Raw genomic sequence first — 22,684 nt, 5'->3', positions numbered from 1 at the left:
AACCTCATTCGGCACCTTCCTCTTAGGGATCTCGTCATGCTCCGTTCCTTGCGCTTCGCTGCCTTCGCCGGCGGCCTTATTCTGAGTGCGTCCGCGCTGGCGGTGGATATCGATGCCGCCAGCTACGGCTACCCCCTGACCAACCCGTTCGAGGCGACCATCGCCACCACGCCGCCGGACCTGCGCCCGGAGCTGCCAGCGATCGAGGACATCAATCAGGCGGATCACAGCCTGACCCTGCGCCCGGAGCGCGAGTTCATCCTGCCGGACAACTTCTGGCCGGTGAAAAGCCTCACCTACCGCATGGCCACCCAGGATAAACCCGCGCCGCTGATCTTCCTGATCGCCGGCACCGGTGCACGCTACGACAGCACCCTCAACGAATACCTCAAGCAGCTTTACTACAAGGCCGGCTACCACGTGGTGCAGCTGTCATCGCCCACCAGCTTCGACTTCATGAGTGCCGCTTCGCGCTTCGCCACGCCGGGTATTTCCAAGGAAGATGCCGAGGACATGTACCGGGTGATGCAGGCCGTGCGCGCGCAGAACCCGAAACTGCCGGTGACCGAGTATTACCTCACCGGCTACAGCCTCGGCGCCCTGGACGCAGCCTTCGTCGCGCACCTGGACGAAACCCGACGCAGTTTCAACTTCAAGAAAGTGTTGCTGCTGAACCCACCGGTGAACCTCTACACCTCGATCACCAACCTGGACAAACTGGTCCAGACCGAGGTCAAGGGCATCAACAACACCACCACCTTCTATGAACTGGTGCTGAATAAGCTGACCCGCTACTTCCAGCAAAAAGGCTACATCGACCTCAACGATGCCCTGCTCTACGACTTCCAGCAGTCCAAGCAACACCTGAGCAACGAGCAGATGGCGATGCTGATCGGCACCTCATTCCGTTTCTCGGCAGCCGACATCGCCTTCACCTCGGACCTGATCAACCGTCGCGGCCTGATCATCCCGCCGAAATTCCCGATCACCGAAAGCACCAGCCTGACACCGTTTCTCAAGCGCGCGCTGCAATGCGACTTCGACTGCTACCTGACCGAGCAGGTGATCCCGATGTGGCGTGCGCGCACTGACGGCGGCAGCCTGTTGCAACTGGTCGACCAGGTCAGTCTGTACGCGCTGAAGGATTACCTGCAGGCCAGCCCGAAGATTGCCGTCATGCACAATGCCGATGACGTGATCCTTGGCCCAGGCGACCTGGGCTTCCTGCGCAAGACCTTTGGTGACCGCTTGACGGTTTACCCACTGGGCGGTCACTGCGGCAACCTTAACTACCGCGTCAACAGCGACGCCATGCTGGAGTTCTTCCGTGGCTAAATATCTCCTGCTTATCGCTGCGTTAATGAGTGCCGGCATGGTCCACGCCGATAACAGCAAGGCCAACGCGCCTGTGGTGGTGGATTCCGACGGTTTCAAGGAGCCGCTGAGCAAGCTCAAGTTCAACCCGGGGTTGGACCAGCGCGAGTTCGAACGCTCGACCCTCAACGCCCTGAACGTCTATGACCCGCTGGAATCCTGGAACCGTCGGGTCTACCACTTCAACTACCGCTTCGACCAATGGGTATTCCTGCCCGTCGTTGATGGCTACCAATACATCACCCCAAGCTTCGTGCGCACCGGAGTGAGCAACTTCTTCAATAACCTTGGGGACGTGCCGAACCTGATGAACAGCCTGCTGCAATTCAAGGGCAAGCGTTCGATGGAAACCACGGCGCGACTGCTGCTCAACACCACCGTTGGCATCGCCGGCCTGTGGGACCCGGCCACCGCCATGGGCCTGCCGCGCCAGAGCGAAGACTTCGGCCAGACCCTGGGTTTCTACGGTGTACCCGGTGGCGCGTACTTCGTACTGCCGATCTTCGGTCCGTCGAACCTGCGCGATACCTCGGGCTTGCTGGTGGACTACACGGCCGAATCGGCGATCAACTTCCTGAACGTCTCCGAAGTCAGCGGCAACCACCCGGAGCTGCTGCTCCTGCGCGCCGTGGACAAGCGCTACCAGACCAGCTTCCGCTATGGCCAGCTGAACACGCCGTTCGAGTATGAGAAGGTGCGTTACGTGTACACCGAGTCGCGTAAGTTGCAGATTGCCGAGTAAGCCAACACAAAACCAATGTGGGAGCGGGCTTGCCCGCTCCCACAGTTTTAATGCGTTGTCTGGGTTAGCCTTTCAGCGCCTTCCAGACTTTGCCGACCGCCAGCACACCCACCAACACCGCTGCCCCCGCGACGATCCCCGCCACCGCATTGAGCAACATCGGCACGATAAACCCAGCGCCGCCGGCACTGGCTGCCACGCCTTCGATCCAGTGATGCACCACCGGCACACCATGGGTGAGGATGCCGCCGCCCACCAGGAACATCGCCGCCGTGCCGATCACCGACAGGCTTTTCATCATGTAGGGCGCGGCACGCAGGATGGCGCCGCCGATGCTTTTGGCGGCTTGTCCTGGCTTCTGTGTCAGCCAGAGGCCCAGGTCATCGAGCTTGACGATGCCGGCCACCAGGCCGTAGACACCAACGGTCATGACGATGGCGATGCCCGACAACACGATTACCTGCTGGGTCAGCGGCGCATCGGCGACGGTGCCGAGGGTAATGGCGATGATTTCCGCTGAAAGAATAAAGTCAGTGCGTACCGCGCCTTTGATCTTGTCCTTTTCAAAGGCCACCAGATCGACCGCCGGATCAGCCACGGCCTCGACCAGTTGCGCATGTTCAGCCTGGTCTTCGGCCGGGCTGTGGAGGAACTTGTGGGCCAGTTTTTCGAACCCTTCGAAACACAAGTAGGCGCCACCCACCATCAACAACGGCGTCACCAGCCATGGCACGAAAGCGCTGATCGCCAGCGCCGACGGCACCAGGATCAACTTGTTGATAAACGACCCCTTGGCCACTGCCCAGACCACCGGCAGCTCCCGCTCGGCACGCACACCAGAGACTTGCTGGGCATTGAGCGCCAGGTCATCGCCGAGTACCCCGGCGGTTTTCTTGGCGGCCATCTTGGTCATCAACGCAACGTCGTCGAGCACGGTGGCGATATCGTCGATCAATACCAGCAAACTGCTTCCGGCCATGGAGGGGCTCCTTGAATAATAATGCTGCGCAGCATACCGCGAGCGGCGGTGCCATGGGGGCATTCTTGAGCGCCGCGCGAGGCCGGTGCTACCATGCGCCACCGCCAGAACAGGCAAGGAACCCCTGGGTTTATGAGCACTATCCGCGAGCGCAACAAAGCATTGATCCTGCGTGCCGCCAGCGAGGAATTTGCCGACAAGGGCTTCGCCGCGACCAAGACCAGCGACATCGCGGCCAAGGCCGGCCTGCCCAAACCCAACGTCTATTACTACTTCAAATCCAAGGAAAACCTCTACCGCGAGGTCCTGGAAAGCATCATCGAACCGATCCTCCAGGCCTCGACACCGTTCAATGCCGACGGCGTGCCGGGTGAAGTGCTGAGCAACTACATCCGCTCCAAAATCCGCATCTCCCGCGACCTGCCCTTCGCCTCGAAAGTCTTCGCCAGCGAAATCATGCATGGCGCCCCCCACCTGAGCCCCGACCTGGTGGAGCAACTCAACGCCCAGGCCCGGCACAACATCGACTGCATCCAGACCTGGATCGACCGCGGCCAAATCGCCCCGATCGACCCCAACCACCTGATGTTCAGCATCTGGGCCGCGACCCAGACCTATGCCGATTTCGACTGGCAGATCAGCGCGGTGACCGGCAAAGCGAAGCTCGATGAAGCGGATTATGAAGCGGCGGCACAGACGATTATTCGGTTGGTGTTGAAGGGGTGTGAGGTGAGCTGAAAGACTGTGGTGAGCCCATTCGCGAGCAAGCCCGCTCCCACAGGGGATTTGCTGTGTTCAGACATTTTGTGTCCATCACCGAACCTGTGGGAGCGGGCTTGCTCGCGAAGGCGCCAATCCACTCACCGCAAATTCAAGCAGTACCCCCCGCATCTGCCAGCAACCCCACCCCCTCCACAGCCCTGACCGCCACCTGCTCATCAAGGTCCGAAACATCCCCACTGACACCAATCGCCCCAAGCACTTTCCCATCCTGATCCCTGATCAACACCCCACCCGGTGCCGGCACGACGCTGCCCTGACCCAACCCATTCAAAGCCGCAAAGAACGCTGGGCGTTGCTGGGCGTCCTGGGCCAACAGGCGTGAGCCTTTGCCCAAGGCGATGGCGCCCCAGGCTTTACCGATGGCGATTGGTGGGCGAAGCAGGCTGGCGCCGTCTTCGCGCTGCAAGGTGATCAGGTGTCCGCCGCTGTCGAGGACCGCGACGGTCAGCGGTGCAGCGCTGACTTCACGACCTGCGGCTAGGGCCTGCCCCGCCAGGCCAAGGGCGACTTTCAAGGTTAGAGCGCTCATGGGTGCTGTCCTTCTTTTGTTATGGGAGAGCCTTATGGGTTTCGCTTCCGGCCAAACCGGATGCAACAAATAGAACACAACAAACTACATTTTTGTATACAAAAATCGCCGTTATCGACATAAATCATAGGATCTTAGGCCTTCCGACGAATGAAGCAGGCACTTGAGGAAAGGGATTGACCTGTCCAGCCAGCCGTGAATACACTCGACACACCAGCCACTTGTATACAATTACAAAACGTAAGAGGCACAAAACAATGAGCAAAATGAGAGCAATCGAAGCCGCCGTCCTGGTGATGCGCCGTGAAGGCGTGGACACCGCCTTCGGCATCCCGGGTGCTGCTATCAACCCGCTGTACTCTGCCCTGCAAAAGGTCGGCGGCATCGATCATGTCCTCGCTCGCCACGTTGAAGGCGCCTCGCACATGGCCGAGGGCTACACCCGCACCAAGGCCGGCAACATCGGCGTGTGCATCGGCACCTCGGGGCCGGCCGGCACCGACATGGTCACCGGGCTCTACAGCGCATCGGCCGACTCGATCCCGATCCTGTGCATCACCGGGCAAGCGCCCCGCGCCCGACTGCACAAAGAAGATTTCCAGGCTGTGGATATCACCAGCATCGTCAAACCGGTGACCAAGTGGGCAACCACCGTGCTGGAACCAGGCCAGGTGCCGTACGCATTCCAGAAAGCCTTCTATGAGATGCGCTCTGGCCGTCCAGGTCCGGTGCTGATCGACCTGCCCTTCGATGTGCAGATGGCCGAGATCGAATTCGACATCGACACCTACCAGCCATTGCCGCTGGCCAAACCCGCCGCCAACCGCGCGCAGGTCGAAAAGGCCCTGGCGATGCTCAATCAGGCGGAGCGCCCGCTGCTGGTGGCCGGTGGCGGCATCATCAACGCCGACGCGAGCGAACTGCTGGTGGAGTTCGCCGAGCTGACCGGCATTCCAGTCATTCCTACATTGATGGGCTGGGGCACTATCCCCGACGATCACCCGCTGATGGTCGGCATGGTCGGCCTGCAAACCTCCCACCGCTACGGCAACGCCACGCTGCTCAAGTCGGACGTGGTGTTGGGCATCGGCAATCGGTGGGCCAACCGTCATACCGGTTCGGTGGAGGTCTACACCGAGGGTCGCAGGTTCATTCATGTGGACATCGAGCCGACCCAGATCGGCCGGGTGTTCACCCCCGACCTGGGTATCGTTTCCGACGCGGCTTCGGCGCTGGCGGTGTTCATCGAAGTGGCCCGCGAATGGCAAGTCGCCGGCAAGTTGAAAGACCGCAGCGCCTGGTTGCAAGACTGCCAACAGCGCAAGGCCAGCCTGCAGCGCAAGACTCACTTCGACAACGTGCCGGTCAAGCCACAGCGGGTGTACGAAGAAATGAACCAGGTGTTCGGCAAGGACACCTGCTACGTCAGCACGATCGGCCTGTCGCAGATCGCCGGGGCGCAGTTCCTCCACGTGTATAAGCCGCGCCACTGGATCAACTGCGGCCAGGCAGGCCCATTGGGCTGGACCATTCCCGCCGCGCTGGGGGTGGTCAAGGCCGATCCGAGTCGCAAGGTCGTGGCGCTGTCGGGTGACTATGATTTCCAGTTCATGATCGAAGAGCTGGCGGTGGGTGCGCAGTTCAAGCTGCCGTATATTCACGTCGTGGTGAACAACTCCTACCTGGGGCTGATTCGCCAGGCCCAGCGCGGGTTTGACATGGACTACTGCGTGCAACTGTCCTTCGACAACCTCAATGCACCGGAGCTCAACGGTTATGGCGTGGACCACATCGCCGTGGCCGAAGGCCTGGGATGCAAGGCGCTGCGGGTGTTCGAGCCGTCCGGCATCCAACCGGCGCTGCGCCAGGCCCAGGCGATGATCGAGGAATTCAAGGTGCCGGTGATTGTCGAGATCATCCTGGAGCGGGTCACCAATATCTCCATGGGCACCGAGATCAACGCCGTCAACGAGTTCGAAGACCTGGCACTGGTGGGCAACGATGCACCGACAGCCATTTCGCTACTTGACTGACATCCCAATGTGGGAGCGGGCTTGCTCGCGAAGACGGCTTCAGATCCAACAAAGATGTCGGCTGACACACCGCTTTCGCGAGCAAGCCCGCTCCCACAGGGGCCTGCCAACTATCTACAGGAGACCACCATGCCACGCTTTGCAGCCAACCTGTCCATGCTGTTCACCGAGCTGGATTTCCTCGCCCGTTTCGAAGCCGCCGCCAAGGCCGGTTTCACAGGCGTCGAATACCTGTTCCCTTACGACTACAGCTCCGCCGAGCTCAAGGCGCTGCTCCAGGCCCATGGCCTGACCCAAGTGTTGTTCAACCTGCCGGCCGGCGACTGGGCCAAGGGCGAGCGCGGCATTGCCTGTCTGCCGGACCGGGTTGAAGAGTTCCGCTCGGGCGTTGACCTGGCGATCGCTTATGCCCAGGTGCTGGGCAACACCCAGGTCAACTGCCTGGCCGGGATTTGTCCGCAGAACTGCGATACGGCCCTGGTGGAGAAAACCTTCGTCGCCAACCTGAAATACGCCGCCGAGAAGTTGCAAGCCAAAGGCATCAAGCTGGTGATGGAGGCCATCAACACCCGCGACATCCCCGGCTTCTACCTGAACAACACCGCCCAGGCCCTGTCGATCCGCGAGCAGGTGGGCAGCGCCAACCTGTTCCTGCAATACGACATCTACCACATGCAAATCATGGAAGGTGACCTGGCCCGAACGCTGTCGGCGCACTTGGGCGAGATCAACCACGTGCAACTGGCCGACAACCCGGGGCGCAACGAGCCGGGCACGGGCGAGATCAACTATCGCTTCCTGTTCGAACACCTGGACCGCATCGGCTACCAGGGCTGGGTCGGCTGCGAATACAAGCCACTGACCAGCACAGAAGCGGGATTGGGCTGGTTGAAAACCCATAACGCGATCTGACCCAACTCTTTCCTAATGTGGGAGCGGGCTTGCTCGCGAAGGCGGTGTACCAAACCGCATCTTCGTGAGCTGACACACCGCCTTCGCGAGCAAGCCCGCTCCCACAGGAAAGCAGTTCCCCATTTGCTTGAAACAGCGATAAAAACAAGAGGATTTTCCCATGGCTAAAATCGGATTCATCGGCACCGGCATCATGGGCCACCCCATGGCATTGAACCTGCAAAAGGCCGGTCACAGCCTGTTCCTGTCCCAGCACCACGACGCGGCCCCGGCCGACCTGCTGGCCGGCGGCGCGGTGGCGTTGGCCAACCCGAAGGAAGTGGCCCAGGAAGCCGAATTCATCATCGTCATGGTTCCGGACACCCCGCAGGTCGATGATGTGCTGTTTCGCGCCGATGGCTTGGCAGCCGGTGTGAGTGCGGGCAAGGTGGTGATCGACATGAGTTCGATCTCCCCCACCGCCACCAAGGCGTTCGCGGCGAAGATCAATGCAAAAGGCGCGCAGTACCTCGACGCCCCGGTGTCCGGCGGTGAAGTCGGCGCCAAGGCCGCGACGCTGAGCATCATGGTCGGTGGCGACAGCGCCGCCTTCGAGCGTGCCCTGCCGCTGTTCCAGGCCATGGGCAAGAACATCACCCTGGTGGGCGGCAACGGCGACGGCCAGACGGCGAAAGTGGCGAATCAGATCATCGTCGCCCTGAACATCCAGGCCGTGGCCGAAGCCCTGTTGTTCGCCGCGAAAAACGGCGCCGACCCGGCCAAAGTCCGCGAAGCGCTCATGGGCGGCTTCGCTTCATCGAAGATCCTGGAAGTGCACGGCGAGCGCATGATCAAGGGCACCTTCGACCCGGGTTTCCGCATCAACCTGCACCAGAAAGACCTGAACCTGGCCCTGCAAGGCGCCAAGGAACTGAACATCAACCTGCCCAATACCGCCAACGCCCAGCAAGTGTTCAGCACCTGCGCGGCCATTGGCGGCAGCAATTGGGACCACTCGGCGCTGATCAAGGGGTTGGAGCATATGGCCAATTTCTCCATCCGCGACAAATAAGCCCTGCACTCCCCCCCGTGGGAGCGAGCTTGCTCGCGATGACGGCAGTACCGCCAACATCACCGGCACTGACCCACCGCTTTCGCGAGCAAGCCCGCTCCCACAGGGTCCGCATCAACGCTAAGAATAAAAATCGGGAGCCCGCCATGTCGGTCGATCCGCAACAACTGCTCCGCGAGCTGTTTGCCACAGCCATCGACGCGGCCCATCCGCAGCACGTCCTTGAACCCTATCTGCCCAGCGATCGCAGTGGCCGGGTGATCGTCATCGGGGCCGGCAAGGCCGCCGCCGCCATGGCGCAAGTGGTCGAGCGTTGCTGGCAGGGCGAAGTCTCTGGCCTGGTGGTGACCCGCTACGGCCATGGGGCGCCCTGCCAGAAAATCGAAGTGGTCGAAGCCGCTCACCCGGTGCCTGACGCTGCCGGCCTGGCCGTGGCCCAGCGGGTGCTGGAAATGGTGAGTCACCTCAGCGAAGACGACCGCGTCATTTTCCTGTTGTCCGGCGGCGGTTCTGCCCTGCTCGCCTTGCCCGCCAAAGGCCTGACCCTGGCCGACAAACAATCGATCAACAAGGCCTTGCTCAAGTCCGGCGCCACCATCGGCGAGATGAACTGCGTGCGCAAGCATCTCTCGGCGATCAAGGGCGGGCGCCTGGGCAACGCCTGCTGGCCGGCGACGGTCTATACCTATGCGATTTCCGACGTACCGGGCGACCTCGCCACGGTCATCGCCTCCGGCCCCACCGTGGCCGACCCGAGCACGTCGGCCGAAGCCCTGGCGATCCTCAAGCGCTACCAGATCGAGGTGCCGGCCTCGATGCACCGCTGGTTGCAAAGCCCGGAATCGGAAACCGTCAAACCCGGCGACCCGAGCCTGGCCCGCAGTCACTTCCAACTGATCGCCCGCCCGCAGCAATCACTGGAAGCGGCCGCGGTGAAAGCCCGTCAGTCTGGTTTCAGCCCGTTGATCCTCGGCGACCTGGAAGGTGAATCCCGGGAGGTGGCGAAAGTCCACGCTGGCATCGCCCGGCAAATCGCCCTGTACGGCCAGCCACTGGCGGCTCCGTGCGTGATCCTGTCCGGCGGCGAAACCACAGTCACCGTGCGCGGTGATGGCCGTGGCGGACGCAACGCCGAGTTCCTGCTGAGCCTGACCGACAGCCTCAAGGGCCACCCCGGCATCTACGCACTGGCCGGTGACACGGACGGCATCGACGGTTGCGAAGACAACGCCGGCGCCCTCATGACCCCGGACAGCTATCGCCGCGCCGCCGAGTTGGGCCTGAGTGCCAGCGATGAGCTGGATAACAACAATGGCTACGGCTACTTCGCCGCGCTGGATGGGTTGATTGTCACTGAACCGACCCGCACCAACGTCAACGACTTTCGCGCCATCCTGATTCTCGAGAGCCCCAGGCATGACGCCTGTTGACCCATTCACGGTGCATCGGGAGGTTGATCTAGCGCCTGTTCTGGCCTCTTCGCGAGCAAGCCCGCTCCCACAGGTTATTTGTTTACACCGCAAATCCAGTGTGGGAGCGAGCCTGCTCGCGATGAGGGCACCCCGGTCCATCAGATACACAGCCTAACCATGCCCAACACCCATTGCCCCGACTGGGCCACCGCCCTGCTCAACGGTTTCAGCCAGATTTTCCTCCAGCGCCATCCCCTGTGCGGCCTGTTGTGCCTGCTGGCGACTCTGCTCACAGCGCCCGGCCTGTTTGGCGGCGCACTGCTCGGCGGCGTCGCCGGATTGCTCACGGCCCAGAGACGCGGTTACGCCAAGGTAGATCGGCAGGCCGGCCTGTTCAGTTACAACGGCATCCTGCTGGGGTTACTGCTGAGCCTGGCATTGCCTTGGTCAGCGTTACTGCCACCGTTGATCATCGCCAGCGCTGGTCTCAGCGCGATGCTGACCCAGCAATGGCTCAAGCGTACTCGCGACCCACAATGTCTCTCGGCCTACACCGCGCCCTTCGTGGGCCTGGGTTGGTTGCTGCTCAGTTTCGCCCCTGCACAACCCTCGCCTCTGCCGGTCGAACTGACGATGCCCAGCCTGCTGGCCGCCCTTTTGAACGGACTCGGCCAGGTGATGTTTCTCGACCACCCGTTGGCCGGAGGGCTGATCGCCGCAGGCCTGCTGATCAGCAACCGTCGCGCCGCCGGCTGGGCACTGTTCGGTTCGGCCGCCGGCCTTGCATTCGCCGTGCTGCATCATGAAAACGCAGCCGCCCTTTCAGGACTTGCTGGATATAACCCGGCGCTGGTGGCTCTGGCTCTCGGCCAACAGCACCGCCAGCCATGGCTGCCACTGGCCGGTGTGCTCCTGGCAATGCTGCTGACACCTGGCTTTGCAGCCCTCGGTTTGGTGCCGCTGACCGCACCGTTCGTCCTGGCCTGCTGGCTGATCCAGGCCACTGGCCGAGCGTGGCACCAGGCCAGCCTTGATGCCGCGCCTTGCGCTCTGCGGGACAATCGCCCTAGGCTTCGCTGATTCTGATTCAGGCGAAGCTTATGGACAGCAGCAACAATTGGCGTGAACGGCTCTACGTCATGATTTTCCAGAGCGACACCGTGGCCGGCCGGCGCTTCGACAGCACGCTGCTGTTGATCATCCTCGCCAGCCTGGTCATCGTGATGCTCGACAGCATCGACAGCGTGCACAAAAACTACGCGACGCTTTTGGCCGCTATCGAGTGGGGTTTCACCTTTATCTTCATCGTCGAGTACGGTCTGCGTCTGTACTGCTCGCCCAAGCCCCTGCGCTATGCCTTCAGTTTCTACGGCCTGGTGGATCTGCTGGCGATCGTGCCGGGAATCCTGGCGTTGTATTACAGCGATGCCCAGTACCTGCTGATCATTCGAATCATCCGTATGCTGCGGATTTTCCGGGTGCTCAAGCTCAGCCCTTACCTCAAGCAGGCCAACTACCTGATGGCGGCGCTGCGGGGCAGCAAGCAGAAAATCATCGTGTTCCTGGTCAGCGTCTCGACCCTGGTGACCGTGTTCGGCACGCTGATGTATGTCATCGAAGGCCCAGGGAATGGCTTCACCAGCATTCCCAAGGGCATCTATTGGGCTATCGTGACACTGACCACGGTGGGTTTTGGCGACATCGTGCCCAAGACGCCACTGGGCCAGGTGGTGTCATCCCTGGTGATGATCACCGGTTACTCGATCATCGCCGTGCCAACGGGGATCTTTACCGCCGAACTGGCCACGGCCATGCGCGCTGATCAGCTCAAGCACGATTGCCCGGTGTGCAGTAAAAACAACCACGAACATGGCGCCGCTTTTTGCTCACGTTGCGGCAATGCGTTGTTTAAGAAACTGGAATAAGCAAAGCACTTTTTGATGCTTGAAGGTCTATAGGCTTGCAGCTAGTGTGCTGGCTAATTGCCTAGCCCCCCCGTTCAAATAAAAGGAATTGGTAAGTGAAGAACTTCTTTGGCGCTTCCCTTCTCGCCGCCGGCCTGACCTTCGGCAGCCTGGCCCACGCCGCCCCGACCCTGCTCAACGTGTCCTACGACGTGATGCGCGATTTTTACAAGGACTACAACGCCGCCTTCCAGAAACACTGGCAGGCCGAGCACAACGAAAACATCACCGTGCAGATGTCCTTCGGCGGTTCCAGCAAGCAGGCGCGCTCGGTGATCGACGGGTTGCCGGCGGATGTCATCACCATGAACATGGCCACCGACATCAATGCCCTGGCGGATAACGGCAAACTGGTGCCTGAGAACTGGGTCACCCGTCTGCCGAACAACAGCGCTCCGTTCACCTCGGCCACGGTGTTCATCGTACGCAAAGGCAACCCAAAAGCGCTGAAAGATTGGCCCGACCTGCTCAAGGACGGCGTGCAGGTGATCGTGCCCAACCCGAAAACCTCCGGTAACGGCCGCTACACCTACCTGTCGGCCTGGGGTTATGTGCTGAAGAACGGGGGCGATGAAAGCAAAGCCAAGGACTTCGTCGGCAAGTTGTTCAAACAGGCGCCAGTGCTAGACACCGGTGGCCGCGCCGCGACGACGACCTTCATGACTAACCAGATCGGCGATGTGCTGGTGACCTTTGAAAACGAAGCCGAGATGATCGCCCGCGAGTTCGGTCGCGACCAGTTTGAAGTGATCTACCCGAGCGTCTCCGCTGAAGCCGAGCCACCGGTGAGCGTGGTCGACAAAGTGGTCGAGAAAAAAGGCTCCCGCGAAGCCGCCGAGGCGTACCTCAAATACCTGTGGTCGCCTGAAGGCCAGGAAATTGCCGCCGCCAACTACCTGCGTCCACGGGACCCGGCCGTATTAGCCAAATACACCGACCGCTTCCCGAAAGTGGACTTCCTGTCGGTGGAAAAAACCTTTGGCGACTGGCGCACGGTGCAGAAGACGCACTTCAATGATGGTGGGGTTTTCGACCAGATCTACAGCGGGCAGTGAGTCGCGGGGAGTGGCCCCACCCGCCTCTGCAGGAGCTGCCGAAGGCTGCGATCTTCTGATCTTGATCTTTCGCTTGAGACTCAATTGTCAGGGACAAGATCGCAGCCTCGTTGCACTCGACAGCTCCTACGGGGCTGTTCATCATCAATAGCAAGCATGTCTGATATCAGCCACAAAGCCTGTTCCAGAGCATCGCAACTCTTTAGCCTCACGCCATCTTCCTAGTTACTGACGAGAATGCCATGAGTGCCCACCCCGCCACCCTGACCCGAGGCATGGTCCTGCTGTTCGCTTTTTGCTGCGGAGCCATCGTCGCCAACATCTACTATGCCCAACCGATCATCGAACTGATCGCGCCGGATGTCGGCCTGAGCAGCACCATGGCCAGCCTGATCGTCTCGTTGACCCAGATCGGTTATGCCCTGGGCCTGTTTTTCCTGGTGCCGCTGGGCGACTTGCTGGAAAACCGTCGCCTGATGATCCTCACCACCGTAGTGGCGATTGCCAGCCTGTTGGCCGCTGCGTTCACCGATCAACCGAACGTGTTCCTGCTGGTCTCGCTGCTGGTGGGTTTCAGCTCGGTGTCGGTGCAAGTCCTGATTCCCCTGGCTGCGCACCTGGCGCCGGAGGAGTCCCGAGGGCGGGTCGTGGGAGGGATCATGGGCGGTCTGCTCTTGGGGATCCTGCTGGCGCGGCCGATCTCAAGCCTGGTAGCCGATCACTTCGGCTGGCGGGCGATGTTCATGATCGCCGCCGCATTGATGGCCGCGATCAGCATCGTCCTGGCACTGACCGTGCCCAAGCGCCAGCCCGACCACAGCGCCTCCTATGGTCAACTGCTGGGCTCGCTCGGCACTCTGCTGCGCCAGCAACCGCTGTTGCGGCAACGGGCGTTTTACCAAGCCTGCCTGTTCGCCACGTTCAGCCTGTTCTGGACCGCCGTGCCGCTGGAGCTGTCACGCAACCATGGCCTGTCCCAGACTGAAATCGCCCTGTTCGCCCTGGTCGGTGCCATCGGCGCCATCGCCGCGCCCATCGCTGGTCGCCTGGCGGATGCCGGCCATACCCGCAACGCCTCGCTGCTGGCGATGCTGTTCGCCAGCTTGAGCTTTCTACCGGCGTTCATTCATCCGCTGTACAGCGTCATCGGCCTGGCCGTGACCGGCGTGGTCCTGGATTTCTGTGTGCAGATGAACATGGTCCTGGGCCAGCGCACCATCTATGCCTTGGACGCGAAAAGCCGCAGCCGGCTGAATGCGCTGTACATGACCAGCATCTTCGTCGGTGGTGCCTTCGGCTCATCGATCGCCAGCGCGGTGTACGAACACGGCGGCTGGTTGTGGGTGGTGATCGTCGGCAGTGCCTTCCCGCTGTTGGCCTTGCTGCGCTTTTTGAGTGCCGCGCAGAAACCAACCCTGGCAACGGCCTGATATCCACCCATGAAAAATGCCCGGTCGCTGGAGGCGCCCGGGCATTTTTCATGGAGCGGTCAAATCCGCACGTTGCCTCGCGGCCCGGCGATCGCCCAGATGATCAGGCCCAGCACCGGCAACAGAATAATCAGCAGCACCCAGAGGATTTTCATCCCGGTTTCCGCGCCGCTCTTGAGCACATTGATGATCGCCCAGATATCGAGCGCCAGGATGATCAGGCCGATCAGGCCGTTGAAGGTGGAACCCATGGTGTCGCTCCCAAATGGTGATAGGCACCCTTAGGATAGCGGGCCCCCGGCGAGGGTTCCGTTTTATTGCTTCAGACGTGGACAGCAACCTTGAGGGCTTCCAGGGACGGCGCGGCAGCGATGCCAACTTCGCCACACAGCTCCAGCACCCGCGGCACGTCGTTGCCGTACACCAGCACCATTTGCAACTCATCATCGAGCAACTGGCTGAAGTTCATCAGCACATAACCGCCATTGTCCTTGTTCAGGCTGCTCATCTGGATCTGGATGCGGTTGAGCGCGGTCAGGGCTTCGGTTTTTGCCAGTTGCTTGGGCTTGAGATTGAACGCCACGCCGGGGCCGAACGAGGCGACGATCTGTTCGAACAGGTCCACGTAGGTGTCGGCCTGGAACAACACCGTGTCCGGCAGGCTGCCCACCACCACCCATTCACCCAGGGGAATCGGGAACGTGTCGTCGTAGTTGATATCGGGGTTGGCCGCCAGGAAAGCCGCCGGATCGGCGTAGGCCTGAGCCGCTTCGTCAGCGATTTTCGCAATGTCCGCATCGCCCAGGCAGCCGGAGCTGATTTTGCTGATGAGTTCGATGAGGGCGGCTTTCATGGGGTGGATCCTGTGGCGAATGGTTTTTTGAGGGCGGGCAGGATAGCGCATGCGGATTAGGATTGGAGAAGAACCTGCGAACGAGCGTTTTGTGGGAGCAAGGCTTGCCCGCGATGAAAACAACGCGGTCTCTCTGGAACCGAGGTGCCTGTATCGCGAGCAAGCTTTGCTCCCACAGCCTTTCAGCCCAACAACTTTTCCAACTGCGCCGTGGTATCCACCGCGCCCATGGTCTTGGCCGCATCCAGGGCCGAGACGCCGTTGGCATCCTTGGCTTTGGGGTCGGCGCCTTTACTGATCAGGTAGTCGACGATTTCCACCCGGTTGAACATCGCGGCCATCATCAGCGCGGTACGACCATCGAAGGAGGAACCTTCCACCTGCGCACCGCCCTCCACCAGCGCCGTGACCACTGCCAGGTCGCCCTTGAACGCCGCGCCGGCAATCGGGCTCTGGCCGTTGTCGTTGCGCACTTCCGGATCAGCCTTGTGCTCCAGCAGCACCCTCACCGTCTCCACATGCCCGTGGTACGCGGCCAGCATCAGCAAGGTGTCGCCCTTGTGATTACGCAAGTTCGGCGGCAGGCCCTTGCTCAGCAGGGCGGCCATCATCGCGGCGTCACCCTGGCGTGCGACGTTGAACACCTGCTCGGCAAACTCCGCTGCTTCTTCCGGGGTCATCTGGCGGCTTGTATCGGACATGGGAAACTCCACTCAAGTCTTTGCAAAGCCGCTAGTTTCCTGAGGGACTCGATAGCTGTCATCCCTTTTTTCTCTGCAGTGCTCATAGCCAGAATCAATAGCGGTATTGCCCGTCGTGGATCTGCATCGCCAGTTGCCGGTCTACCCGCACGTAAGTCAGGCTGCCGGGCAGCCAGGCGTAGACCGGCTCATCACCGGTGACGCAAGGGTCGAAGGCTTCGGCCCTGAGGCGGGTCTTCTGGTATTTGAACGTGCCGGTAGTGTCCATTTTCACCTTGATGCGCAGGAACAACGGCACCGCATAGGCCGGCAGTTTGCACTGCAGAAACTGCAACAGTTCACTGAAATCCAGCACCGCCAGGGATTCCGACGGGGTGATCGCCGCCATGCCGGCGCGGCCATTGGTGCCATTGATCTCCACGCCATAGGCCACCGCCTCGGCCACCTGAGGGTGTTGCAGCAAAACGTTTTCGACTTCCGTGGTGGAGACGTTCTCGCCTTTCCAGCGGTAGGTATCGCCGAGGCGATCAACGAACTGCCCATGACCAAAGCCAATGTTGCGCAGCAGGTCACCGGTGTTGAAGTAGCGGTCTCCGGGGACGAAGACGTCTCGATAGATGGTTTTTTCGGTCAAAGCCTGATCGGTGTAGCCGTCCAGCGGCGCCTTGTCGTCGATCCGCGCCAAGAGCAGGCCAGGTTCGCCCCGGGGCACTTTCTGCATGCGCCCCTGCAGGTTGCGTAACGGCGCCGCGCTGTCATGGTCGTACTGCACCAATTCCCAACCCATCAGGGAAAACCCGACGGTGTTGTCGAAATTCAGCACGTTGGTAAAACCGATATTGCCGTCGCTGGCCGCGTACAGCTCGCAGATGTGGTCGATGCCAAAGCGCGTCTTGAAGGCAGACCAAGCCCCTGGGCGCAGGCCATTGCCGATCATCTTCTTCACGTCATGGCGGAGGTCTTCGGTACTGGCCGGCTGGTCGATCAGATAACGGCACAACTCACCGACATAACCCAGCGTGGTCGCCCGGTAGCGGCGCACATCGCTCCAGAACTGACTGGCGCTGAACTTGCGCCGGATCGCAAATCCCGATGCGCCACAGATCGCCGCCCCCCAACACACGCACAGGCCCGTGGCGTGGTACAGCGGCAAGGTGCAATACACGACGTCATCGGGCTGCATGTCCAGGGCGATCAAGCCGAAGCTGGTGGAAGTACGCATCCAGCGCCCATGGCGAAAGACCCCGGCCTTGGGCAGCCCGGTGGTGCCCGAGGTGTAGAGGTACAAACACGGATCGTTGAAAAAGACTTGTTGGCTGCTGGCCGGGTTGTCACCTGGGTAGTCGTCGCTGCTACTGAACAGGTCGACGAAACCGGACGGGACATCGGCGTACGCCTGATCCGCCACCCACCAGGTTCGAGCGCTCGGCAATGCGGTCCGGCTACGTACGTCATTGAAGACCGCGACACGTTCGTCCCCGACCACCACGGCAACCGGCGCCACCAGCGCCAGGCTGTGCACCAGTGCATCGCCCGTCTGTGAGGTGTTGATCATGGCGCTGACCGCACCGACCTTCGCCACCGCCAGTACCGCGATCAACAACTGTGGCCGGTTCTCGACGAAAATCGCCACGCAGTCGCCCTTAGCAATGCCCTGCGCCAGTAAGTAATGGGCGATGCGATTGGCCTGCTCGTTGACCTGTGCATAACTCCACACCGTGTCGCCGCACAGCAACGCCGGGCCCTCTGGATTACGTTGCGTCGCCTGCTCGAAACACCAGCCCAGGCCGCAGGGCTGGGTCGGGTCCTGGACGTTGGCGAGCTTCATGCCTCTGACGATCCGGGGAACAGCTCTGGCAATGGTGGGCAGCTTGCGCAACATCATGCCCCAGGTGATCGCGTCGCTGGGTGTACGACTCATGGTGATCTTCCCCGTTCGACCTCGTGGGTCTGATTATCGGGTGGGAGGTGATTTTGGATCGAAAGTACGCCAGGGATTCCGGCGCTGTACATGCGGTTTTTGCAATGTTTTGTATCCGCTGCCCCAGACAGCTGGAGCGATGAGCCTGGGGAGGCGAATTGGTTCCATAAATTAACGCCGGACCACGCAAAATGCAGGATGCACGATGGGCATTCATGCAAGATGCACGAAAGCAAAAATGCAACGAATCATTAACTAACTGTTTTTAAAGGATTTTTTAGAAGCGCCAAGGCTGGCACAGACACTGCAACTACCCCTCCACGGTTTGCCATCAAAACCATGGAGCAGTCAAATATGAACATGATTCAAGAAAAGTTTTCGTCCCTGTTTTCCAACTACGAAGTGACGACGCAGGCTCGCCCGGATGGCGGCATTCTGCTGACATTGCGCAATAGCGAAGGCAAACAGTTGAAGCGCTCGATTTCCTACGCGCAGTTGCACGCCGGAGACCAATTGTCCTGGGTGATCAGTGCAATCCGTCGCGACCTGGCTGAGCAGGCCAGCGAATTGCCACAGATTACCCTGCTGCAAAGCCAGCATCGCTTCGCTCTGCCGACTTATCACAGCGCTTGATCCTTCTGTGGGAGCGGGCTTGCTCGCTCCCACAATCCATCACCTGACTTCGTGTGGTAGCTTGCGGACTTCAAAAGTCTGCCGGCTCGATCCGCGCAAAACTGTCCACCGTGACATGCCCCGCCAGCTCACCGCCCTCCCGGGCCAACCCGCAGGTCGCCATACCCGCATCGCGAGCCGCATCCAGTTCCTGGACGATGTCAGACAGAAACAGAATCTCCCCCGGCGCAACGCCCACCGCCGCGCTGATGCGCTGGTAGGACTGCACGTCCCGCTTGGGTCCCGACGTGGTGTCAAAATACCCGCTGAACAACGGCGACAGATCACCGGCCTCGGAACAACCGAAAATCAGCTTCTGCGCCTGGATCGAGCCCGAGGAATAAACAAACAGCTGGAAACCTTGCTGGTGCCAGCGCTGAAGTGCCTGCACGGCGTCCGGGTACACGTGACCTTTCAATTGCCCGGCGTGATACCCCTGCTCCCAGACCATGCCCTGCAACGCCTTGAGCGGCGTGGCTTTGCGGTCTTCGGCGATCCAGCCCAACAGAATTGCGATGATTCGCTCGACGTCAGCCTCCGGCTCAGCGCTGTCCTGACGCACGGCAGCCAGTTGTTCGGCCACGTCAGCGCGGTCGGCGTTCTGCCGGACGAAATCCGGCAAATGCCTGGCGGCATAGGGAAACAGCACGTCGAACACGAAACTCACCGCGCTGGTGGTGCCTTCGATGTCGGTAAGGATGGCTTTGATTGGCACGGGCTCAGTCCTCCAGGCGCGGGAAGCGGCTGGCGATGTCATCACCGGTAAACTTCGCGACCCAGCCTTCCGGGTTATTGAACAGGCGAATGGCCACAAAATGCGGATGCTCGCCCATGTCGAACCAGTGCGGCGTACCGGCAGGTACCGAGATCAGATCGTTCTTTTCGCAGAGCACGGCGTAGACATAATCGTCGATGTGCAGGGTAAACAAGCCACGACCTGCGACGAAAAATCGTACTTCGTCTTCACCATGGCGGTGCTCATCAAGGAACTTGGCCCGCAGCTCGGCTTTTTGCGGGTGATCGCTGTTGAGGCTGATGACATCGACGGTGACGTAGCCCCGCTCAGTCATCAAGCGGTCGATCTGGGCCTGGTAGGCGGCGATGACTTCGTCCTGGCTGGCGCCGGGCTGGATTTTTGCCGCAGCTTCCCAGCGGTCGAAACGCACGCCCTTTTCGGCCAAGGTCGAGGCGATGTCTTCGAAATGGGTCAGCACCTTGTTCGGGATGTCAGGGCTTGAGACGTGGTAGACGGACAGGCTGCTCATGGCTATGGCTCCAGCAAATTAACGGTTCAGGAGTGCGCGGGTCTTGAGTTCGCACTCGAACAGGAACTCGAACGCTTCGATCTGGCGCAGTGCATCGTTCATGTACGGCCCCCAGGTATACAGGCCGTGGCCGCGAATAAGGTAGCCGACACAATCGGGATGCGCCTCCAGCCAGGGCTGCACTTGGGCGGCCAGGCGCGCGATGTCCTGGTCATTGTCGAAAATCGGCACACGGACCCGGGATTCGTGGGTCGAAACGCCGCTGAAGGCTTTTTGCAATTCATAGTCTTCAAAGTCGATGAAGGCTGCGTTTGTCAGGCGTGACAACACCGTGGCATTCACCGAGTGGGTGTGCAGCACCGCCCCGATCTCCGGCCGCCAGCGATACAGCTGGGTGTGCAGCAGGGTTTCGGCGGACGGTTGCTTGCCCCGCTCCAGACTGTTGCCGTCCAGGTCAGTGGCCAGCACATCGTCGAGCCCCAGTTGCCCCTTGTGCTTGCCGGACACGGTCAGCAAGGCCTGGTCAGGGGCAAGTCGGGTCGAATAGTTGCTGCTGGTGGCCGGGGACCAGCCGCGGCCATACAAAAAACGCCCGGCGTCGATGATTTCCCGGGCGAGCTGTTCACGGGTAAGGCTCATGGCCTGTCCTCTTGCATACGTGTGGCAATGATAACGGCTGCAGCGAAGGCTGCGACGCTGGCGATGCTGAAAGTCCAAGTGGCGCCCAGGGCATTCCAGCTGTAGCCGGAATACAACGCACCCAACGCCCCGCCCGTGCCAGCCAGCGCCGCGTACAGCGCCTGGCCCTGGCCTTGCTGGCGTGGTCCGAAGCTACGTTGCACGAAATGAATGGCAGCCGCGTGAAAGCTGCCAAAGGTCGCCGCGTGCAACACCTGGGCAAACAGCAGCACCCAGAGAAACTCAGCCAGTGAACCCAGCAGCAGCCAGCGCAGCGCCGCCAGCAGGAAACTCGCCAGCAGGACCCGGCGCACGGAAAACCGTGCCAGGATCCGGCTCATCAACAGGAATATCAGCACTTCCGCCACCACCCCGACGGCCCAGAGCAGGCCGATCAACCCGCGGCTGTAGCCCAGGTGCTCAAGGTGCAGCGTCAGAAACGTGTAATACGGCCCATGGCTCACCTGCATCAGGCCCACGCACGCGTAGAACGCCAGCACACCGGGGTTGCGCAGTTGCCGCAAAAAGCCGTCCCCCGCCACTCGCGGTCCCTGCACCGGCTGGGCGTTGGGCACCCAGAAACTGGCGAACACGATGCCGGCCATGATCAGCACCAAGGCTTGCGGATAAATGTCCAGGCTCAGCCATTCGAACAATCGCCCCAGCAGCACCACAGTGATGATGAAGCCAATGGAACCCCACAGGCGCACCTGGCTGTAGCGCGAGGCCTGCCCACTCAAGTGGGCCAGGGTGATGACTTCGAATTGCGGCAGCACCGCGTGCCAGAAGAACGCGTGCAGCGCCATGACCATCGCCAGCCAGGCATAGCTTTTATCGATGAAGATCAGCGAGAAGGTCAACAGCGTGCAGATCGCGCCAAAGCGCACGATCGCCAGGCGTCGGCCGGTGTAATCCCCCAGCCAGCCCCAGACGTTCGGCGCCACGCAGCGCATCAGCATGGGAATCGCCACCAGCTCGCCGATGCGCGCCGCGCTAAACCCCAGATGATCGAAATACAGCGCCAGGAACGGCGCCGTCGAACCGAGCAGCGCGAAATAGAACAGATAAAAACTGGAGAGCCGCCAGTACGGCAGTGCCGCCATGGTCGTCAGGCCACGGCGGTCGGCAGGTCAGCCATCAAAGCTGACCCAGCACCGGAGTGCCGACCTGCACATCGGCGTTCTGGCCGCGATGACGCAACAGATGATCCATCAACACGATCGCCATCATCGCCTCGGCGATTGGCGTGGCGCGGATACCGACACACGGATCGTGACGCCCCTTGGTGATGACCTCCACCGGGTTGCCATGGATGTCGATGGAGCGGCCCGGCGTGGTGATGCTGGACGTCGGCTTCAAGGCCAGGTGCGCCACGATCGGCTGGCCCGAGGAAATGCCACCGAGGATGCCGCCAGCATTGTTGCTGAGGAAACCTTGCGGGGTCAGTTCGTCGCGGTGTTCAGTACCGCGTTGGGCGACACAGGCGAAGCCGGCACCGATTTCCACACCCTTCACCGCATTGATGCTCATCAGCGCGTGGGCCAGTTCGGCGTCGAGGCGATCGAAGATCGGCTCGCCAAGGCCGGGCATCACGCCTTCGGCCACCACGGTGATCTTCGCGCCGACCGAATCCTGGTCCCGGCGCAGTTGGTCCATATAGGCCTCAAGCTCCGGCACCTTGTCCGGGTCGGGGCAGAAGAAAGCGTTCTGTTCCACCGAGTCCCAGGTCTTGAAGGGAATTTCGATAGGGCCCAACTGGCTCATGTAGCCACGAATCACGATGCCCTGGCTGGCCAGGTATTTCTTGGCTATCGCTCCGGCCGCCACGCGCATGGCGGTTTCCCGGGCCGAACTGCGCCCGCCGCCACGGTAGTCGCGCTCGCCGTATTTGTGGTGGTAGGTGTAGTCGGCGTGGGCCGGGCGAAACAGATCCTTGATAGCCGAGTAGTCCTTGGACTTCTGGTCGGTGTTGCGGATCAGCAGGCCGATGGCGCAGCCGGTGGTGCGCCCTTCGAACACGCCGGAGAGGATTTCGACTTCATCGGCTTCCTGGCGCTGGGTGGTGTGGCGGCTGGTACCGGGCTTGCGGCGGTCCAGGTCACGCTGCAGATCGTCCAGGGAAATCTCCAGGCCCGGCGGGCAGCCGTCGACAATGGCGACCAACGCCGGACCATGGCTTTCGCCCGCGGTGGTGACAGTGAACAGCTTGCCGTAGGTATTGCCGGACATGCAGGGTGCTCCGTGAAATCGCTGAGAGACTCAACCTTGGATTCGTAATGGCCGCCAGTATACGCAGGCTCCCCAAGTAGTTCATCCTCGAACCTTATCGG

At 61.1% G+C, this 22,684-nt stretch carries 23 protein-coding genes; 12 read left to right on the top strand and 11 right to left on the bottom strand.

What is annotated here, in order from left to right:
* Window positions 1-36 precede the first annotated feature (36 nt).
* Together ACWNZ1_RS25230 and ACWNZ1_RS25225 are read left to right on the top strand one after the other, a co-directional pair.
* Window positions 37-1,335: an alpha/beta fold hydrolase gene (locus tag ACWNZ1_RS25230; protein WP_135846553.1), complete on the top strand. Its 1,299-nt coding sequence runs from the start codon at window positions 37-39 to the stop codon at window positions 1,333-1,335.
* Entirely contained in the window at window positions 1,328-2,116 is a 789-nt protein-coding gene (locus ACWNZ1_RS25225; RefSeq protein ID WP_135846554.1) for an MlaA family lipoprotein, read from the top strand. Before ACWNZ1_RS25230 ends, ACWNZ1_RS25225 begins: the two co-directional genes overlap by 8 nt.
* Before the next feature lie 64 nt (window positions 2,117-2,180).
* Here the strand turns inward: ACWNZ1_RS25225 and ACWNZ1_RS25220 are convergent, their stop codons facing one another.
* Window positions 2,181-3,095 carry a DUF808 domain-containing protein gene (locus tag ACWNZ1_RS25220; RefSeq protein WP_135846555.1) on the bottom strand — a complete coding sequence of 305 codons (915 nt, stop codon included), beginning with the start codon at window positions 3,093-3,095 and terminating at the stop codon, window positions 2,181-2,183.
* Window positions 3,096-3,227: 132 nt separating this feature from the next.
* Between ACWNZ1_RS25220 and ACWNZ1_RS25215 the strand changes: the two genes are divergently transcribed.
* Entirely contained in the window at window positions 3,228-3,833 is a 606-nt protein-coding gene (locus ACWNZ1_RS25215) for a TetR/AcrR family transcriptional regulator (protein ID WP_135846556.1), read from the top strand.
* A gap of 133 nt (window positions 3,834-3,966) precedes the next feature.
* Here ACWNZ1_RS25215 and ACWNZ1_RS25210 read toward each other — a convergent pair whose 3' ends face one another.
* Window positions 3,967-4,407: a GlcG/HbpS family heme-binding protein gene (locus ACWNZ1_RS25210; RefSeq protein WP_256453561.1), complete on the bottom strand. Its 441-nt coding sequence runs from the start codon at window positions 4,405-4,407 to the stop codon at window positions 3,967-3,969.
* Window positions 4,408-4,664: 257 nt separating this feature from the next.
* Between ACWNZ1_RS25210 and gcl the strand changes: the two genes are divergently transcribed.
* The 8 genes from gcl (at window position 4,665) to ACWNZ1_RS25170 (ending at window position 14,264) form a co-directional block, all read left to right on the top strand.
* Window positions 4,665-6,440 carry a glyoxylate carboligase gene (gene gcl / locus ACWNZ1_RS25205; RefSeq protein WP_135846558.1) on the top strand — a complete coding sequence of 592 codons (1,776 nt, stop codon included), beginning with the start codon at window positions 4,665-4,667 and terminating at the stop codon, window positions 6,438-6,440.
* Window positions 6,441-6,569: 129 nt separating this feature from the next.
* On the top strand, window positions 6,570-7,352 hold the full coding sequence (hyi, locus tag ACWNZ1_RS25200) for a hydroxypyruvate isomerase (protein WP_256453562.1): 783 nt from the start codon (window positions 6,570-6,572) through the stop codon (window positions 7,350-7,352).
* A gap of 160 nt (window positions 7,353-7,512) precedes the next feature.
* The gene (locus ACWNZ1_RS25195; protein WP_256453563.1) at window positions 7,513-8,403 is read left to right on the top strand and encodes a 2-hydroxy-3-oxopropionate reductase; all 891 of its coding nucleotides are present in this window, start codon (window positions 7,513-7,515) and stop codon (window positions 8,401-8,403) included.
* Between the two features lie 146 nt (window positions 8,404-8,549).
* Window positions 8,550-9,833 (top strand): glycerate kinase type-2 family protein, encoded by a 1,284-nt coding sequence (locus ACWNZ1_RS25190; RefSeq protein ID WP_456027950.1) that lies wholly within the window; start codon window positions 8,550-8,552, stop codon window positions 9,831-9,833.
* A gap of 159 nt (window positions 9,834-9,992) precedes the next feature.
* On the top strand, window positions 9,993-10,895 hold the full coding sequence (locus ACWNZ1_RS25185) for an urea transporter (protein WP_256453565.1): 903 nt from the start codon (window positions 9,993-9,995) through the stop codon (window positions 10,893-10,895).
* Between the two features lie 20 nt (window positions 10,896-10,915).
* Window positions 10,916-11,740, top strand: a complete 825-nt coding sequence (locus ACWNZ1_RS25180) for an ion transporter (RefSeq protein WP_135846563.1) — start codon at window positions 10,916-10,918, stop codon at window positions 11,738-11,740.
* Window positions 11,741-11,835: 95 nt separating this feature from the next.
* Window positions 11,836-12,834, top strand: a complete 999-nt coding sequence (locus ACWNZ1_RS25175; protein ID WP_135846564.1) for a sulfate ABC transporter substrate-binding protein — start codon at window positions 11,836-11,838, stop codon at window positions 12,832-12,834.
* A gap of 242 nt (window positions 12,835-13,076) precedes the next feature.
* On the top strand, window positions 13,077-14,264 hold the full coding sequence (locus ACWNZ1_RS25170) for an MFS transporter (RefSeq protein ID WP_135846565.1): 1,188 nt from the start codon (window positions 13,077-13,079) through the stop codon (window positions 14,262-14,264).
* A gap of 59 nt (window positions 14,265-14,323) precedes the next feature.
* On the opposite strand, the gene ACWNZ1_RS25165 is transcribed toward ACWNZ1_RS25170, so the two are convergent.
* From ACWNZ1_RS25165 to ACWNZ1_RS25150, 4 genes are all read right to left on the bottom strand, one after another.
* Window positions 14,324-14,515, bottom strand: a complete 192-nt coding sequence (locus ACWNZ1_RS25165) for a PLDc N-terminal domain-containing protein (protein WP_003223221.1) — start codon at window positions 14,513-14,515, stop codon at window positions 14,324-14,326.
* Window positions 14,516-14,586: 71 nt separating this feature from the next.
* On the bottom strand, window positions 14,587-15,117 hold the full coding sequence (locus ACWNZ1_RS25160) for a hypothetical protein (RefSeq protein WP_256453566.1): 531 nt from the start codon (window positions 15,115-15,117) through the stop codon (window positions 14,587-14,589).
* Window positions 15,118-15,299: 182 nt separating this feature from the next.
* Window positions 15,300-15,818: an ankyrin repeat domain-containing protein gene (locus ACWNZ1_RS25155; protein ID WP_135846568.1), complete on the bottom strand. Its 519-nt coding sequence runs from the start codon at window positions 15,816-15,818 to the stop codon at window positions 15,300-15,302.
* Window positions 15,819-15,912: 94 nt separating this feature from the next.
* Complete coding sequence (locus ACWNZ1_RS25150; RefSeq protein ID WP_456027949.1) at window positions 15,913-17,739, bottom strand: long-chain-acyl-CoA synthetase; 1,827 nt, start codon at window positions 17,737-17,739, stop codon at window positions 15,913-15,915.
* Between the two features lie 354 nt (window positions 17,740-18,093).
* Here ACWNZ1_RS25150 and ACWNZ1_RS25145 point away from each other — a divergent pair, with 354 nt between their 5' ends.
* On the top strand, window positions 18,094-18,372 hold the full coding sequence (locus ACWNZ1_RS25145; RefSeq protein ID WP_025214961.1) for a DUF3509 domain-containing protein: 279 nt from the start codon (window positions 18,094-18,096) through the stop codon (window positions 18,370-18,372).
* 70 nt (window positions 18,373-18,442) lie between these two features.
* Here ACWNZ1_RS25145 and mtnC read toward each other — a convergent pair whose 3' ends face one another.
* From mtnC to aroC, 5 genes are read right to left on the bottom strand one after another with little or no spacing between them, the layout of a single operon-like run.
* Window positions 18,443-19,126 carry an acireductone synthase gene (mtnC, locus tag ACWNZ1_RS25140; RefSeq protein ID WP_135846570.1) on the bottom strand — a complete coding sequence of 228 codons (684 nt, stop codon included), beginning with the start codon at window positions 19,124-19,126 and terminating at the stop codon, window positions 18,443-18,445.
* A gap of 4 nt (window positions 19,127-19,130) precedes the next feature.
* Window positions 19,131-19,676: a 1,2-dihydroxy-3-keto-5-methylthiopentene dioxygenase gene (locus tag ACWNZ1_RS25135; protein WP_256453569.1), complete on the bottom strand. Its 546-nt coding sequence runs from the start codon at window positions 19,674-19,676 to the stop codon at window positions 19,131-19,133.
* A gap of 18 nt (window positions 19,677-19,694) precedes the next feature.
* Complete coding sequence (locus tag ACWNZ1_RS25130) at window positions 19,695-20,315, bottom strand: methylthioribulose 1-phosphate dehydratase (protein ID WP_135846572.1); 621 nt, start codon at window positions 20,313-20,315, stop codon at window positions 19,695-19,697.
* Window positions 20,312-21,457 (bottom strand): MFS transporter, encoded by a 1,146-nt coding sequence (locus ACWNZ1_RS25125; RefSeq protein WP_135846573.1) that lies wholly within the window; start codon window positions 21,455-21,457, stop codon window positions 20,312-20,314. The genes ACWNZ1_RS25130 and ACWNZ1_RS25125 overlap by 4 nt, the downstream gene beginning before the upstream one ends.
* A gap of 34 nt (window positions 21,458-21,491) precedes the next feature.
* Complete coding sequence (gene aroC / locus ACWNZ1_RS25120) at window positions 21,492-22,583, bottom strand: chorismate synthase (RefSeq protein WP_256453570.1); 1,092 nt, start codon at window positions 22,581-22,583, stop codon at window positions 21,492-21,494.
* Between the last annotated feature and the right edge of the window lie 101 nt (window positions 22,584-22,684).

Source organism: Pseudomonas sp. CFBP 5748 (genome assembly GCF_053850495.1).
This window is presented reverse-complemented; position numbering and strand designations above follow the sequence as displayed.

Bases quoted from the DNA above. Each gene is read 5' to 3' on its own strand.
- ACWNZ1_RS25230 (WP_135846553.1), top strand. From the start codon at position 37: ATGCTCCGTTCCTTGCGCTTCGCTGCCTTCGCCGGCGGCCTTATTCTG.
- ACWNZ1_RS25220 (WP_135846555.1), bottom strand. From the start codon at position 3,095: ATGGCCGGAAGCAGTTTGCTGGTATTGATCGACGATATCGCCACCGTG.
- ACWNZ1_RS25215 (WP_135846556.1), top strand. From the start codon at position 3,228: ATGAGCACTATCCGCGAGCGCAACAAAGCATTGATCCTGCGTGCCGCC.
- ACWNZ1_RS25210 (WP_256453561.1), bottom strand. From the start codon at position 4,407: ATGAGCGCTCTAACCTTGAAAGTCGCCCTTGGCCTGGCGGGGCAGGCC.
- gcl (WP_135846558.1), top strand. From the start codon at position 4,665: ATGAGCAAAATGAGAGCAATCGAAGCCGCCGTCCTGGTGATGCGCCGT.
- hyi (WP_256453562.1), top strand. From the start codon at position 6,570: ATGCCACGCTTTGCAGCCAACCTGTCCATGCTGTTCACCGAGCTGGAT.
- ACWNZ1_RS25195 (WP_256453563.1), top strand. From the start codon at position 7,513: ATGGCTAAAATCGGATTCATCGGCACCGGCATCATGGGCCACCCCATG.
- ACWNZ1_RS25190 (WP_456027950.1), top strand. From the start codon at position 8,550: ATGTCGGTCGATCCGCAACAACTGCTCCGCGAGCTGTTTGCCACAGCC.
- ACWNZ1_RS25185 (WP_256453565.1), top strand. From the start codon at position 9,993: ATGCCCAACACCCATTGCCCCGACTGGGCCACCGCCCTGCTCAACGGT.
- ACWNZ1_RS25180 (WP_135846563.1), top strand. From the start codon at position 10,916: ATGGACAGCAGCAACAATTGGCGTGAACGGCTCTACGTCATGATTTTC.
- ACWNZ1_RS25170 (WP_135846565.1), top strand. From the start codon at position 13,077: ATGAGTGCCCACCCCGCCACCCTGACCCGAGGCATGGTCCTGCTGTTC.
- ACWNZ1_RS25165 (WP_003223221.1), bottom strand. From the start codon at position 14,515: ATGGGTTCCACCTTCAACGGCCTGATCGGCCTGATCATCCTGGCGCTC.
- ACWNZ1_RS25160 (WP_256453566.1), bottom strand. From the start codon at position 15,117: ATGAAAGCCGCCCTCATCGAACTCATCAGCAAAATCAGCTCCGGCTGC.
- ACWNZ1_RS25155 (WP_135846568.1), bottom strand. From the start codon at position 15,818: ATGTCCGATACAAGCCGCCAGATGACCCCGGAAGAAGCAGCGGAGTTT.
- ACWNZ1_RS25150 (WP_456027949.1), bottom strand. From the start codon at position 17,739: ATGAGTCGTACACCCAGCGACGCGATCACCTGGGGCATGATGTTGCGC.
- ACWNZ1_RS25145 (WP_025214961.1), top strand. From the start codon at position 18,094: ATGAACATGATTCAAGAAAAGTTTTCGTCCCTGTTTTCCAACTACGAA.
- ACWNZ1_RS25135 (WP_256453569.1), bottom strand. From the start codon at position 19,676: ATGAGCAGCCTGTCCGTCTACCACGTCTCAAGCCCTGACATCCCGAAC.
- ACWNZ1_RS25130 (WP_135846572.1), bottom strand. From the start codon at position 20,315: ATGAGCCTTACCCGTGAACAGCTCGCCCGGGAAATCATCGACGCCGGG.
- ACWNZ1_RS25125 (WP_135846573.1), bottom strand. From the start codon at position 21,457: ATGGCGGCACTGCCGTACTGGCGGCTCTCCAGTTTTTATCTGTTCTAT.
- aroC (WP_256453570.1), bottom strand. From the start codon at position 22,583: ATGTCCGGCAATACCTACGGCAAGCTGTTCACTGTCACCACCGCGGGC.